This window comes from Streptomyces durhamensis (assembly GCF_000725475.1).
Lineage (GTDB): Bacteria > Actinomycetota > Actinomycetes > Streptomycetales > Streptomycetaceae > Streptomyces > Streptomyces filipinensis.
Genome location: NZ_JNXR01000008.1, coordinates 274,678 through 289,721 on the forward strand (window position 1 = coordinate 274,678; position 15,044 = coordinate 289,721).

Annotated in this window: 8 protein-coding genes; 5 read left to right on the forward strand and 3 right to left on the reverse strand. The window is 74.1% G+C overall.

Translation table 11 applies throughout. The features are described 5' to 3' along the window. The first annotated feature begins 243 nt into the window (after positions 1-243). Both IO33_RS0114860 and IO33_RS0114865 read left to right on the forward strand, forming a co-directional pair. The gene (locus IO33_RS0114860; RefSeq protein WP_031164710.1) at positions 244-2,319 is read left to right on the forward strand and encodes an asparagine synthase-related protein; all 2,076 of its coding nucleotides are present in this window, start codon (positions 244-246) and stop codon (positions 2,317-2,319) included. A 457-nt stretch (positions 2,320-2,776) separates the two neighbouring features. Then, positions 2,777-6,106, forward strand: a complete 3,330-nt coding sequence (locus IO33_RS0114865; RefSeq protein ID WP_031164713.1) for an ATP-binding protein — start codon at positions 2,777-2,779, stop codon at positions 6,104-6,106. A gap of 6 nt (positions 6,107-6,112) precedes the next feature. Here the strand turns inward: IO33_RS0114865 and IO33_RS0114870 are convergent, their stop codons facing one another. Then, positions 6,113-8,029, reverse strand: a complete 1,917-nt coding sequence (locus tag IO33_RS0114870; RefSeq protein WP_031164715.1) for a sigma-70 family RNA polymerase sigma factor — start codon at positions 8,027-8,029, stop codon at positions 6,113-6,115. A 240-nt stretch (positions 8,030-8,269) separates the two neighbouring features. Further along, complete coding sequence (locus IO33_RS0114875) at positions 8,270-9,034, reverse strand: TetR/AcrR family transcriptional regulator (RefSeq protein WP_031164718.1); 765 nt, start codon at positions 9,032-9,034, stop codon at positions 8,270-8,272. A 376-nt stretch (positions 9,035-9,410) separates the two neighbouring features. Here IO33_RS0114875 and IO33_RS0114880 point away from each other — a divergent pair, with 376 nt between their 5' ends. Both IO33_RS0114880 and IO33_RS0114885 read left to right on the forward strand, forming a co-directional pair. After that, positions 9,411-10,790: an NAD(P)/FAD-dependent oxidoreductase gene (locus tag IO33_RS0114880; protein ID WP_031164721.1), complete on the forward strand. Its 1,380-nt coding sequence runs from the start codon at positions 9,411-9,413 to the stop codon at positions 10,788-10,790. A gap of 131 nt (positions 10,791-10,921) precedes the next feature. Continuing rightward, positions 10,922-12,574, forward strand: coding sequence for an ATP-binding SpoIIE family protein phosphatase (locus IO33_RS0114885; protein WP_031164723.1), 1,653 nt, complete (start codon positions 10,922-10,924; stop codon positions 12,572-12,574). 139 nt (positions 12,575-12,713) lie between these two features. Here IO33_RS0114885 and IO33_RS0114890 read toward each other — a convergent pair whose 3' ends face one another. Then, positions 12,714-14,003: an MFS transporter gene (locus IO33_RS0114890; protein ID WP_245235788.1), complete on the reverse strand. Its 1,290-nt coding sequence runs from the start codon at positions 14,001-14,003 to the stop codon at positions 12,714-12,716. A gap of 110 nt (positions 14,004-14,113) precedes the next feature. On the opposite strand from IO33_RS0114890, the gene IO33_RS0114895 reads away from it, so the two are divergent. Next, a complete protein-coding gene (locus tag IO33_RS0114895; RefSeq protein ID WP_031164728.1) occupies positions 14,114-14,665 on the forward strand; it encodes a MarR family winged helix-turn-helix transcriptional regulator in 552 nt (183 codons plus the stop codon). Positions 14,666-15,044: the final 379 nt, after the last annotated feature.

The following is a 15,044-nucleotide window of genomic DNA, read 5'->3' on the forward strand; positions in this document are numbered from 1 at the left end:
TTGACGCGGTTGACATCCGCTCCGACCATGCAACTTGACGGCGTGAAGGGCGTTTTGGGGGAGCGTACAGGGGGCGCATTCGAGTCGTGGTCGCCGGGCCCGACCTCGGTGTTCCCCGCGCGGCCCCCTCGGTCTTCCCTCGCCCGAAGCCGGTGCCGCCGCCCCTCCACGGCGCCCCCTTCATGGCAGCATGGGGGTCCGGTTCGTACGGTGCACTGTTGTCCACAGCCTGTGGAGGCGTCGATGCGGTGGTTGGTGGGTTGGAGCAGCACCGCCGCGGGCGTCTCCGTGACCGGTGCCGCGGGCGCCACCGGTTACGACGGCGAGACCCTGCACCCGGTCGGCTCCCAACTCCTGTGGGGCGACCCGGATCCGCTGTGGGCCGTCGGCGACTGGCGCCCGGACGAGGTGCGCGTGGTGCGGGCCGACGCCGACAACCACATCGCCGTCCTCGGCATCTGCGGCGCCTCCGACGAGGAGCTGAGACGCGGGTTGTTCACCGCGCGCGGGGGCGCACTGCGCCATCTGACCGGCTGGCCGGGCAGCTACACGGCCGTCGTCAAGGTGGGCCGCCGCATCACCGTCTGCGGCGACCTCGCCGGCGCCCGCCCGGTCTTCCACACCCCCTGGGCCGGCGGTACGGCCTACGCCACCGCCGCGCTGCCCCTCGCCGACCTCATCGAGGCCAACCTCGACTTCGGCCACCTGGCCGCCCTGCTCGCCGCCCCGGACGTACCGGCCGCGCTGCGGGACACCACCCCGTACGAGGGCGTGCGGCGCGTTCCGCCGGGGCACGCCCTCGTGCTGCGCGCCGGGGCGCGTGAGATCGCCGGGTACGAGCCGGTCGCCTCCCTCGCCGTGGCCGCGGCCCCCGCCGACCCCGAACGCGCCGTGGACGCCGTACGCGACGCCCTGGTGGAGGCGGTCCGCACCCGGCTGTCGGCACCCCGGCACGTGCCCGACCTCGACCCCGGGCCGGTGCCCGGCATGGGTCCGGCCGAGCGGCGGGCCCGGCGCGGGATGCCGGTGCCGGGCATCGGCGCCGACCTCTCCGGCGGCCCCGCCTCCGGCACCCTCGCGCTGCTGGCCGCCGGGCTGCCCGGCAGACCCGGCACACTCCTCGGCCACGGCACCGGCGCGGGCGAACGGCTCCTCGCCGTCACCTTCAACGACCTGGCCGTGACCGGCCGCGAGGCCGAACTCGAACGCGCCGGCGCCCTCGCCGCCAACCCGCGGCTGCACCACGTGGTGGTCACCGGCGCCGAGGAGACCCTGCCGTACGCCGACCTCGACGGCCCCCTCACCGACGAACCCGGACCCTCGCTGGTCATGGCCGCCCGGCACCGCGCCCGGCTCGCCGCCGGCAGCGCCGACCACTTCACCGGCCACGGCGCCCGCCAGGTCCTGGACGCCCACCCCGCCCGCCTCGCCGACCTCCTCATGGACCGCAAACGCCGTCATCTGGTCCGCCCGGTCGCAGCACTCGCCAAGGCCGACGGCTCGGTGATGGTCCCCGCGCGCGTGTACGGCGCCGCCCGCCGGCTCGCCCGCACGCCCTACCGGGCCGGCCTGGAGGTGCTGGCCGAGCGGCTCATGCGGCGCCGGTTCGACGAGCCCGTGGGCGCGGTCGGCGCGTCCCTCGCCGGACTGACCTGGGCCAGACCCGGGCCGGCCGCGCGCTGGCTCACGGGGGAGGCTCTGGCAGAAGTATCGGTTCTGCTGCAGGCGGAGGCGGACCGCTCGGCAACCGGCGTCCAGCGTCCCGGTGACTATCGCGCGCGTGCCGCTCTCGCCCGCCACGCCGCCGACCTGCGCGTCCTGGAACAGGCCGCGGAGATCCGCTCGCAGCGCCTGCACGCGCCGTTCCTCGACAACCAGGTCGTCCGCGCCTGCCGCGCCCTGCCGGAAGCCCTGCGGGTCCAGCCCGGCGCTCGCGCCGCCATCCTCCGCACGGTCCTGGAGGGCGCCGGCGTCACCGACCTGCCGCCCGGCTGGGGCGCCCCCTCCCACGCCTCGTCGGCAGCCGCCGCACGCGCGGGCCTGCGCGTGGCGGCCGATCCCCTCCTGGATCTCTTCTCGACCCCCCTCCTGGCCGACGCCGGCCTGGTGGAGGCCCGCGTCATCCGCAAGGCGCTCCGCGCGGGGGCCGCCGGCGAGCCCCTGCCCCTGGACGGCCTCGCCGACCTCGTCTCCCTCGAACTCTGGCTCCACCGCCTCCTCTCCCGCCGGGGCACCTGCTGGACGGGAACACCGGCACGCGCCCGTGCGGTTCCCTCCGGGATCCAGCCGAGAAGAGGAGCGCTGGCCTCCGGCGGCTGAGCGTCGGGCCTCCGGCGGGTGAGTGCTGGGATGCGGGCGACTGGGGTCCTGTTGTGGAGTGCTGCGGGTTCGTGGTGGCTGGTCGCGGCGTTCCTCGCGCCCCTTGGGGGGTTTTGGCCGCCGGCGCTTGGAGGATTGGGGGGGCCGGCCTTCCTGGCGGGTCCTGTTGTGGGTCGCCGTGGGTTCGTCGTGGCTGGTCGCGCAGTTCCTCGCGCCCCTCGGCGGCCTGGGGGACTCCAGGGCGGTACGGGTGGTGCGACGGGGCCCCCTCGGCGAGCAGCGGCCCCCTGTCCAGCGCAGCCCCTTCTCGGCGAGCAGCGACCCCCCTCGCCCAGCCGCAGCTCCTCCTCGGTGAGCAGTGCCCCCGGCCTGCGCGGCCGCAGTACCGGGCGTCGGTTCGGCGGCGTCGAGCGAAACCCCGTCGCCCCGCCCCCGCGGCCCCCGCGACAATGTCCCGGTGCGGTACAGAATCCTGGGGGTAACCCAAGCAGCAGACGACCAGGGCACCCTCATCCCCATCGGCGGCCAACGCCTGCGCACCCTCCTCACCGCCCTGGCCCTCCGCCCGAACCGCACCACCACCCCCGAAACCCTCATCGACGAGATCTGGGCCGACGACCGCCCGAGCGACGCCCCCGCCGCCCTCCAGGCCCTCGTCGGCCGCCTCCGCCGGGCCCTCGGCAGGCGGGCCATCGCCTCCGCCCCCGGCGGCTACCGCCTCGAAGCGACCGAGGACGACATCGACCTGTACGTCTTCGAACGCCTCACCCACACCGGCACCAAGGCCCTCACCGCAGGCGACCCGGCCACCGCCCACCGCACGCTCACCGAGGCCCTCGCCCTCTGGCACGGCCCCGCCCTCGCCGACCTGCCCGACCGCACCGCCGCGACCCGCCCGGAGGCCCTGCGCCTGGCGGCGACCCACACCCGGGCCGCCGCCGCCCTCGAACTGGGCCGCGCCCCGGAGGTCGTACCGGAGCTGACGGAACTCACCGCGGCCCACCCGCTGGACGAGCCCCTGCACGCCCTCCTCATCCGCGCCCTGCGCGACACGGGCCGACCCGCCGACGCCCTCGCCGCGTACGAGTCCGCCCGCCGCACCCTCGCCGACACCCTCGGTGCCGACCCGGGTCCGGAACTCAAGGCTCTGCACGCGTCGTTGCTCGAACAGCAGGCACCACCGACCCAGCCGGAGACCCGGAGAGCAGCGCCCCCCTCCCGACCCCCCGAGCGCACCGGCAACCTCCGCCCCCGTCTGACGTCCTTCGTCGGGCGGGAACCCGAACTCGAAGCCATTCGTTCGGATGTGCACAGGGCCCGCCTGGTCACGCTCACCGGACCGGGCGGCTCCGGAAAGACCCGCCTCGCCGAGGAGGCCGCCGCAGGGCTTCCCCAGGCATGGCTGGTCGAGCTGGCCCCGCTCGACCATCCGGAGGCGGTGCCCGGCGCGGTGGTCAGCGCCCTCGGTCTGCGCGAGACCGTGCTGCTGACCAACGAGCTGGCGACCCCGCAGGCCGACCCCGTCGCCCTGCTGATCGAGTACTGCGCCCCGCGCAGCCAACTCCTGATCCTTGACAACTGCGAACACGTCATCGGCGCGGCCGCCGCCCTCGCCGAGACCCTCCTCACCCACTGCCCGGGGCTCACGATCCTCGCGACCAGCCGTGAACCCCTGGGCGTCCCCGGTGAGTCGGTGCGCCCGGTCGAGCCGCTCGTCCCGGAGCAGGCGCACCGCCTGTTCGCCGAGCGCGCGAAGGCCGTCCGTCCCGACGCCGAGGCGGTGCTCGCCGACACCGGGGCCGTGGCGGAGATCTGCCGCCGCCTGGACGGGCTGCCGCTCGCCATCGAGCTGGCCGCCGCCCGGCTCAGACTGCTCACCCCGCGGCAGATCGCCGACCGGCTCGACGACCGCTTCCGCCTGCTCACCTCCGGAAGCCGCACGGTCCTGCCCCGCCAGCAGACCCTGCGCGCGGTCGTCGACTGGTCCTGGGACCTGCTGGACGAGCGTGAGCGCGCGGTGCTGTGCGAGGTCTCGGTGTTCGCCGGCGGCTGGGACCTCACGGCGGCCGAGGCCGTGTGCACCGGCCCGGCCGCCGACCTGATCGGCGCCCTGGTCGACAAGTCCCTCGTCGTCGCCGCTCCGGACGCCACGGGCGGCATGCGCTACCGCATGCTGGAGACCATCCACGAGTACGCCACCGAGCGTGCGGACGAGTCCCCCGGCCTGCGCGCCACGGCCGAGCGCCGGCACCGCGCGTGGGTGCGGGCCCTGGTCGAGGAGGCCGAGCCGCGTCTGCGGTCGGCGGACCAGCTGCCCTGGATCTCCCGCCTGGAGACCGAACTGGACAACATCCGGGCGGCCCTGGACCGCTCCGTTCGCGCCGGCGACGAAACGGAGGCGGGCGCGATCGTCCTGGCCATCGGCTGGTTCTGGTGGCTGCGCAACCACCGTCAGGAGGCGGCGTCCTGGGTCCGCCTGGTCCTGCGCCTGGGCGTGGCCCTCGACACCCGCGAGGCTTCCCGTCCCTCCGGGTCTCTTGCGGATGCCGCCGACGGCCCGGAGGCGCTGGCGGCCCTGGTGGAGTCGGCCGATCCGATCGGCGCCCTCGTCGCCGCCCCCGACGGCGAGGGAGGGCATCCGCTGCGGGAGCTGCGGATGGACCTGCGGATGCTCGACCTGTTCCTGATCTCCGAGTCGGGTCCCGAACACCTCGCGTCCGACCCCCGGGCCCCGGAGTACATCGCGCGCGTCCGGGCCGCCTTCGAGCCCGGCGGTCCGCAGGCCGCCCGCCTCCCCGGCATCGTCTGGCCGCTGACCTCCTACTACCTGGGCGGCCCGGTGGACCTCAGCCCGGACATGGCCGCGGCCGTCGCCAACTGCCGTGCGCACGGCGGTGACTGGGAGATCGCCGTCTCCCTGATGTACCGCGCCCATGTGACCGTCGACTCCCCCGGCAACCTGCGGGGTGTGGACGAGGACCTGGCCGAGCTGCGGACGCTCGGCCCGCGCGTCGGGGACCGCTGGATGCGCGCCCAGGTGTGCAGCGCGGCCGGCGAGGCGGCCATGGCGCGCGGCCTGTTCGACGAGGCACGCGCCGAGTACGAGGAGGCGCTGCGCCTCGCCTACGAGGTGGGCGCCTACGCCGAGTCGCCGTTCCTGATGGCGCGGCTGGCCGAGATCGCCTACCGCTCCGGCGACCCCGAGACCGCGCTGGCCGCCCTGGACGAGGCGGGAGCCGCCGCCGACCGCTACGCGGTGCCGGAGTCCCGCGCCTTCGTGCTGCTGATGCGCGCTCACATCGCCCTGCACGAGGGCCGGACCGACCAGGCCCGCGAGCTGTACGAGGCGACCTGCGCGGTGACCCGCGGCGGTAGCCCGCCACCGCAGTTCGTGTCGGCCCTGCGCACCGTCGAGGCGCTCCTCGCCGCCGACGAGTCGGGCCCCGGGCACGGGCTGCCGATCCTCGCGGCGGCGCTGCGCGACGCCGTGGCCCAGCGCTGCTCCGAGGCGATCACGGCGGTGCTGGTGGACACCGCGGCCGGGCTGCGGGCCCGGTGCGGTGATCTGGCCGGCGCGGTCCGGCTGTTCGCCGCGGCGGACCGCTGGCGCGACGACGGCCGGCGTCCCGAGCCGGAGCGCAGCGAGGCCGCCCGGGTGCTGGCCGAAGCCCGCACGGTCCTGGCCGCCGAGCGGTACGCGGCCGAGCGCGACCGGGGCGCGTCCCTCGACGTGGCCGGTGTGCTGCGGGACCTCGACGCGCCGGGCGCGGCCGTCGCGCACGGGTGAGGACGGCTACCGGCAGGTGAACCGGGACTCCGCCCAGTCCGCGAACGCCACCCGGTCGAAGAGGTCGCCCCGCGCCCGCACGACGAGCCGTACGGTCCTGCGCCCGGTCAGGTCCACATGGACGGGTACGGCCCGGTCGTGGCCCCTGACCGTCCCGGACCGCCACAGCCGGACCCCGTCGGCGTAGACGGAGAAGGACACCTTGCCGCGGCCGAGTGTCAGGTCGTCCACGCCGGCCAGCGCGTCGTAGGCGGTGCACTGCCGGTTGAGGGCGACGGCGACGGAAGACCCGCCGTGCACGGTCACCCCGCGTGTGTACCGGGTGCCGTCCACCGACATGCCGTAGCGCTGCCACACCCAGCTGCTTCGGCCGAGCAGGATCTCGGGGCGGGTGCCGTCGCCGGTGAGGTCGTAGTTGAGCTCGCTCAGCTCGTAGACGGTGGTCGCCGGCGGCGGAGTGGGCTTCGGAGGGGGCTTGGGGACCGGCGTCGGCGTCGGGGTGGGAGTGGGAGTGGGAGTGGAGGCCGGGCGCGGGGCCGGCTTCGGCGCCGGTCTGGGAGTGGGTGTCGGCGTCGGGGTGGGGGCCGGCTCGGGAGCCAGTGCGACCGGCTCGGGAGTGGGCTTCCGCCTCGGCTTCGGCGGGGTGGGCTTCGGCGGCTCGGGCCGCACGATCGGTGTGGACGGCGACGGCTTGGCCGCCTCCTTCGCCGGCGGGTGGCTGTCGTTCACCAGGGCGAGCGCCACCGCGGCGGCGGCCACCGCGACCACGCCGGCCGCGATTCCCGCCTTCACCGGCGCCCCGAGCCCCTCGGAGGCCGCGGCCCCGCCCGCGCCGCCCGCACCACCCGACGACCCGGAGGCCGCGGCGGCGGCACCGGCCGCCCCGGCCCCCGCGCTGCCGGCGACGATCCCGAGCGCCTTGGCGTACCCGGCGGTCCCGAACCAGCCGATGACCGCGACCGGCACGACACCGGGGATACCGTCGGCGACCTCCTCGATCTGCGCGGCCGCCAGCCGGCACCTGGCGCATTCCTCCAGGTGTTTGCGCAGACCCCGCTCGGCGCGGACGCGCAGCTTGCGGCGGGCGTAGGTGCCGAGCTGGTCGGCATAGCGGGCGCACTCCTCGTCGCCGGCGAGCGAGGCGCTGACGTGGGCCTGCAGATAGGCCTGCTTCAGCCCCTCGCGCGCGCGGCTGGCGAGGACCCGGGTGCCGTTGGCGTCCAGCCCGAACAGCACGGCGACCTCGCTCGGGGACTCGTCCTCCACCTCGGTGTGCCACAGCACGGCCTGCCAGCGCTCGGGCAGCGAGCGGAACGCCCGCATGGCCAGGGACTGCTCGGCCTCGTGCATCGCGCGTACGTCGGCGCCCAGGTCGTAACCCGCCCCGAAGGCGCCCGCGGACGCGGTGCCGTCGGAGACCGCCGGGACCCGGCTCGCCTGCTGGGCGAAGCCTGCGAAGTCGTCGACGAGCTGCTCCCGCCGGGCCGACCTGGTCCAGTGCGCGGCGACCCGCCGCACGGAGGTCAGCAGATAGGCGCGAACGGCGTGCTGGGGCCCGGATCCCCCGCGCACCGCCTGCAGCATCCGGGCGAAGACCTCGGCGGTGAGGTCGTCGGCGGTGTGCCCGTCCCGGCAGCAGGTGCGGGCATACCGCCGTACGGCGTCCGCGTGCCGCCGGTACAGCTCCTCGTAGGCGGAGTCGTCACCCGCGCGCATCCGCTCGATCAGGTCGCCGTCGTCGGGTGGCAACCGCCGGCGCGGCGGCAGCACACTGCCCTCGCGCTGGGCGGGCACGCTCGTGTCGCTCCGCCCGTCGGCGGAAGCCGGACGTCCGCCCTGACGGGGCACCTGGGGCGGGGTCAGCCCGGCGGCCTCCGCGCCCGCGTCGTCGTCGCGTGACCCGTCCCACCCGTCAACGCCCATCGCGGAAAGCCCCCGGCACCGGCCCAGCCCAACCCGTCACCGGCTCAGCGTGCCACACCGTCTTTCGGTCAAGACCCGCATGTGCACGGCATCCACTCATCCGAGGGCTCTGGTCAGCACAGGCGCGCGATCACCACTCGAAAGAGCGGACCGTGCTCCTCTCCGGGCGCGGGGAACGGCGCCACCAGCCACGACGGACCCGCGGCCCGACGACTCCGCACCCCGCACCTCTCCCGGCTCCTACACCGGCCGAGACCGAAGCCCCTCCAGCAGGATGTCCAGCAACCGCGCGGACGCCGCCGCCTGCTGCGCCGCATCCGGCAGGGACGGCGCCGCCGTCGCGATCACCAGCAGCACATCCCCCACGGACACGTCCGCCCGCAGCTCACCGGCCGCCCGGGCCCGCTCCACCAGCTGCCCGACCACCTCCAGGAGCGCCCCGACCCCGCTGTCCTCGCCGGCCCCGCCGGACTCCGGCACCAGCCGCAGCTCACCGGCCCCCGGCTGCACCCGCTGTTGCGGCACCCGAGCCCCCTCGAAGGACTCGGCCGAACCGGCGGAGCCCTGCGCGGAGCCGACCCGCAACACCTGCGGCGGCAGCAACCGCCCCGCCCCCGAGGCCACGGACGTCCGCAGGAACCGCGACAGCGCCGACCACGGCTCGTCCTCCTGCCCCAGCGCGGCCCGCGCCTGGTCGGTCAGCCGTGCCGTCTCCTCCTCGGCTATCCGCCGCACCAGCACGTCCTTGCTCGGAAAGCGCCGGTAGACCGTGCCGACACCCACCCGCGCGCGCCGCGCCACGTCCTCCATCGGCGCGCCGTACCCCAGCTCGCCGAACACCTCACGCGCCGCACGCAGCACGTGCTCCAGATTGCGCTGTGCGTCCACGCGCAGCGGCGTCGTACGCGACGCGTCCGCGCGTCCGTTGCCCGCCGCCGCGCTCACCGCGCCACCGCCGGACGCGATCGCGGTGACAGATGACCAATGCGTGTCCTGAACATGCATGTGTTCCCCCGGTAATGACGTCTCCCCCCGGAGACTCCCCGCAACTGAATGCGGAGTGCGCGGAACATGCACCGGTCTCGACCGGGTCCGCCCGTCGCGGCACCCGCTCGACCACATTCCCTACACCCCGTCGACACACGAACATAGTTGAGAGGGAGTCAATTCAGAAGGGGCAGGTTCCGCACAGTGCGCCCCCCGATCGGAGTACGGGTCTCGTACGTCCTGTTTCCCCACCTTCCATCCCCCTTGCCCGCCCCCGCTGACCTGGCCCCTTTCGTCCTGCCCGGACAGCGGGCCCGGCCCCGCGTACACCCGGCCACCAGTCACACAATTTGCCGGGGCTGTGGACAAACACCTGCGCCGGGTGCGTCATGGGATGGTGAAGGAACGTGCGCGCATTCTGGTTGTCGGCGGCGGCTACGTCGGGATGTACACGGCCCTGCGTCTGCAGCGGAAGCTGAAGGGCGAGCTCAAGCGGGGTGAGGTCGAGATCACCGTCGTCACCCCCGACCCCTACATGACGTACCAGCCGTTCCTCCCCGAAGCAGCCGCGGGTTCGATTTCCCCTCGCCACGTCGTCGTACCGCTGCGCCGCGTTCTGCACCGGTGCCACGTCGTCGTCGGTGAGGTCACCTCCGTCGACCACGCCGTACGCACCGCCGCCGTCCACACGCTCGCCACCGCCGGCGAGGGCAGAGCGGCCGAACTCCTCGGCTACGACGAACTCGTCCTCGCCCCCGGCTCGGTCTCCCGCACGCTGCCCATCCCCGGCCTCGCCGAGTACGGCATCGGCTTCAAGACCGTCGAAGAGGCCATCGGCCTGCGCAACCACGTCATCGAGCAGATGGACATCGCCTCCTCCACCCGCGACCCCGCGATCCGCGACGCCGCCCTCACCTTCGTCTTCGTCGGCGGCGGCTACGCGGGCGTCGAGGCGCTCGCCGAGCTGGAGGACATGGCCCGCTACACCGCGCGCTACTACCACAACGTCCGCCCCGAGGACATGAAGTGGATCCTCGTGGAGGCCTCCGACCGGATCCTGCCCGAGGTCGGCGCGGAGATGGGCCGCTACACCGTCACCCAGCTGCGCCGCCGCAACATCCAGGTGCTCCTCGAAACCCGCCTGGACTCCTGCGCCGACCGCGTCGCCGTCCTCAGCGACGGCCAGCGCTTCCCCACCCGTACGCTCGTGTGGACCGCCGGCGTCAAACCGCACCCGCTGCTCGCCGCGACCGACCTGCCGCTCACCGAACGCGGCCGGCTGAGGTGCACCGCCCGGTTGACCGTCGACGGCGCGGAACACGCCTGGGGCGCGGGCGACGCGGCCGCCGTACCCGACGTCACCGCCGCCGAGCCCGGCACCGAGACCGCGCCGAACGCCCAGCACGCCGTCCGCCAGGCCAAGCTCCTCGGCGACAACATCGCCCACACACTGCGCGGCGAGCCCCTGGAGACGTACGCGCACAAGTACGTCGGCTCCGTCGCCTCCCTCGGCCTGCACAAGGGCGTCGCCCAGGTCTACGGGCGCAAGCTGAAGGGCTACCCTGCCTGGTTCATGCACCGCGTCTACCACCTCAGCAGGGTGCCCACCGTCAACCGCAAGGCCCGCGTCCTGGCCGAGTGGACCCTCGCCGGGCTCTTCAAACGGGAGATCGTCTCGCTCGGCTCGCTCGAACATCCGCGAGCGGAGTTCGAACTCGCGGCCGGTGGAAAGGCTCCTCACAGCCCCTCGGACGACCCGAAGGGGTCGTCCTGACCGGACCCAGGAACTACCCGGCCCGCCCAGGCGTCTGACGGATGTCGCCGCGGCGCCGCCCCTGCCAGACTGCCCCACGTCCGCGGCGGGGCCACCCGCCCGCCCACAGCACCCACGAGGCTTCTTCCCAAGTGAACTTCACGCGCTGGAGCGCCCGGCTCCCCGGAACACAGCGCCGCGCCGCCGCGCGGACCGAGGCCCCGGTCTCCCCGGACCGGCGGGGGGAAGGCTCCGTGCCCGCGGCCCGCGCCGAACAGCCGGCCGACGGCACACCCGCGGTGTCCGCCGTCGACGAACTGCCCGTGCGTGACGTCCTCGACCGCGTCCCGGCCCTCGTCGCGCTCGTACACGGCCCGGACCACCGCATCGCCTACGTCAACGACGCCTACACGGCGGCCTTCGGCGTACGGGAGACGGGAGAGCCCGCCCGCGAGGCCCTCCCGGAACTCGCCGCACTGGGCCTGCTGCCGCTCCTCGACCAGGTGCTGCGCAGCGGCAAGCCCCGCACCCTGAAGTCCCGCAAGGCCGTCGACGGCCGCTCCTACACCTTCACCTGCACCCCGGTCGCCGAGGACGGCGACCGGGACGCCGGCGTGCTCGTCTTCGCCACCGACGTCACCGACCACGCCGAAGCCGCCGAGCGCCTGCGCGCCAGCGAGCGCCGCCAGCGGGAGACGGCGGTCACCCTCCAGCGCTCCCTGCTCCCCCAGGAGCTGGAACAGCCCGACGACCTGCGCATCGCCGCCACCTACCAGCCCGGCGGCACCGAGGCAGCGGTCGGCGGCGACTGGTACGACGTGATCACCCTCGGCGGCGGTCGCACCGCACTGGTCATCGGCGACGTCATGGGGCGGGGGGTGCGCGCGGCGGCGGTGATGGGCCAACTGCGGACCGCCGTCCGGGCCTACGCCCGCCTCGACCTGCCCCCGCACGAGGTGCTCCAGCTCCTCGACGGTCTCGCCACCGAGATCGACGCCAACCAGATCGCCACCTGCGTCTACGCCGTCCACGACCCCAACGAGGGCCGCCTGGTCTACGCCTCCGCCGGCCACCTCCCGATCCTGGTCCGCGACGAGAACGGCACGGTCTCCCGCGCCGACGAGCCCACCGGCCCGCCGCTCGGCACCGGCGGCTGGATCCACTCCTCCGGCTCCATCGCCCTCGGCCCCGGCGCCACCGCCGTCCTGTACACCGACGGCCTGGTCGAGCGCCGCGACGAGGACCTGGACGAGGGCATCGCCGCACTCGAACGCGCCCTCGCCGGCGCCACCGGCACCCCGCAGGTCGTCTGCGACCGCCTGGTCCGCTCGGCCGGCGTCACCGCCGACCACGACGACGACGTCGCCGTCCTCGTCCTGCAGCACCCGGCCCGCACGGGCCCCGACGGCGACCTCTTCCGCAACGCCGCCCTGGAACTCCTCGGCGGTGTCGAAGCGGCACCCCGCGCGCGTGCCTTCGCCTCCGGCGTCCTCACCAGCTGGCGCTTCCCCGCCGAACTGCACGACCTCGGCGTCCTCGCCACCAGCGAACTGGTCGCCAACAGCCTCCAGCACGGCACCCCGCCCATGCGGCTGCGCCTGCGCCGCACCGACCGCCGTCTGATCATCGAGGTCACCGACGGCGACGACCACCTGCCCCGGCGCCGCCGCGCCGAACCCGGCGACGAGTCCGGCCGGGGCATCGCCATCGTGGCGACGATCGCCTCCAGCTGGGGCTGCCGCCGCACCCCCGGCGGCGGCAAGGCGGTGTGGTGCGAGTTCGTCCTGCCGAAGGGAAAGCACTGACCGGCGGGCGCATGGGCCCGCACGGCACAGGGCCGCACCCCGCGCCCGGGGTACCAGCACCCTGATCGCGGCGGCCCGGTGACCGGGTACGCGTGACGGCCGTCACCCGAAGGCGACGGCCGTCACGGCAGACGCAGGCTCACGCCTCGGCGGGAACCGGCTCGGCAGGAGCTCCACCACGGGTGACCACCCGGGAGCCGCGCGCCGGCCACGGCCGGTCCTGCACGGCGGTGAGCCGCCGCCCGAGCCGCAGCGCCAGGACGGTGATCCCCAGCGAGAACAGCAGGAAGGTCACGATGTACGGCGCGTGCAGCGAGGCACCCAGCGGCCCGCCGACCGCCGGACCGACCGCCAGCGCCAACTGCTTGACCAGCGCGAACGCCGAGTTGTACTGCCCGGCCATGCCCTCCGGCGCCAGATCGGCGACCAGCGGCGCGACCGTCGGCGACAGCATCGCCTCGCCCAGCCCGAACAGCGCGTACGTCGACACGAAGGCGGCCGTCGCCATCTCCTGGCTGCCGTGGCCCAGCCCCGCGTACCCGGCCGCGACCCACGCCACGGCCCAGATCAGCCCGACCGCCGCGATCACGCGCGAGCGCCGGCGCCGCTCCACGAACTTCAGCACGGCGAACTGGGCGACCACGATCATCAGCGTGTTCGCGGCCAGGGCCGTCCCCAGCGCGGAGGTGGAGATCCCGGCCGCCTCGACGCCGTACGCGCTCAGCCCGGACTCGAACTGGCCGTAGCAGGCGAAGAACAGCACGAAGCCCAGCACACACAGCTGCACCATCGCCCGGTTCCCGAGCAGCTGCTTCCAGCTGCCCTTCGCCGACCCCGCGGGAGCGTCCTCCATCTTCGGCGAGTGCGGCATCCGCACCGTCGCCATCACCCCCACCAGCAGCAGGAACATCGCCGCCTCGATCGCGAACAGCAGCGTGAACGAGGACACACGCGTGGTGTCGACGAGGTGACCGCCGATGAGGCCGCCTACGCCGAGCCCCAGGTTCTGCAGGAAGAACTGCATCGCGAACGCCCGCGACCGGGTGTCCGCCGTGGAGCAGTCCACGATCATCGTCGCCAGCGCCGGCTGCATCACGGCCTGCCCGGCACCGAGCGCCGCGGCCGACAGCAGTACGGCGGCGGCGTCGCCCGCCAGCCCCAGGCTCAGGGCGCCGAGCGCGGCGGTGACCAGGGCGGCGAGCAGGACCGGCAGCGGGCCGCGCCGCACGATCGCCCTGCCGGCGAACGGCAGCACGATCAGCGCGGCGACGGCGAAGACGGCGAGCACGAGTCCCGCCGTCATGGCTCCCAGGCCTCGCACCTGCGCCACATAGACGTACAGGTACGGGACGGTGAAGCCGAGCCCGAACGCGCTGAGTGCGTTGCCCACGTGGATCCGGCGCATCGCTGCGCCCATCGCCCTGGTCACGTTCACCTCTCTCACTAGTTAGGTGTGAAGACTTCGAAGCTAAAGTTCGAAGCTAAAGAGTACACATCGAAGGACTTCAAGGCAAAGGCGCTGCGTGCGATACTGCGGCCATGGCCGACACCGCCCCCGGCGTCACAGAACCGACGCTCGAAGAGCAGATCGCCGCCTACCAGCGCGAGTTCCGGGATCTCGACCCCCAGGTCGAGAAGATCGTCTCGGCGCTGTCCCGGCTCAACCGCCGCATGAACGTCGCCTACGGCCGGCAGACGGCCGGCCTCGGCATCAGCAACGCCGAGTGGGAGGTCCTCAAGGCACTGGTCCTCTCCGGCGCCCCCTACCGTCTGGGACCCAGCGACCTGGCCAAACGCCTCGGCCTCACCCCGGCCGCGATGACCCACAGGATCGACCGCATGGTCGGCGAGGGACTGGTTACCCGTGAGCGGGACGAATCCAATCGCGTGCGGGTCATCGTCGAGCTGACCCCGGAGGGGCGGGAGAAGTGGCTGGAGGCAATGCGCCTGGCGACCGTCTTCGAGGAGGACCTGCTCCAGGACCTCACGCCGACGGAGCGCGTGGTCCTCGGCGAGGTACTGACCCGTCTTCTGCGCAGGGTGGAGCACGCCCAGCCGGACGCCGGCGGGCGCCTCAGCGACCTCGACTGAGGGCGCCGAAAAGATCTTGACAGGGGATGGGCGGCGGTGCTTGACACGCCCCTGTCCGTTCCGTAAAGTTCTTCGGGTTGCCACGGAGCCGTAACGGTTCCGCAGCAGCACCTCAGCCGCCTTGAGCGGCACCCCTCACACCATTAGTACGATCTCCCGAACGGGTTGTTTTCGGCATGCCCGAATTCAATTCCGAAGGGAAGCCCGGTGGCCCGATTGGGAATCGCCGAGCGGATCCGCTAAGGTTTGAGACGTCGGAACGGCCCAACGGCCGGGAAGGCAAACCCCGCTGACTGGGGGTCAGACGCCGAAAGGATCTGATAGAGTCGGAACCGCCGGAAAGGGAAACGCGAGAGCGAGAACCTGGAAAGCACCGAGG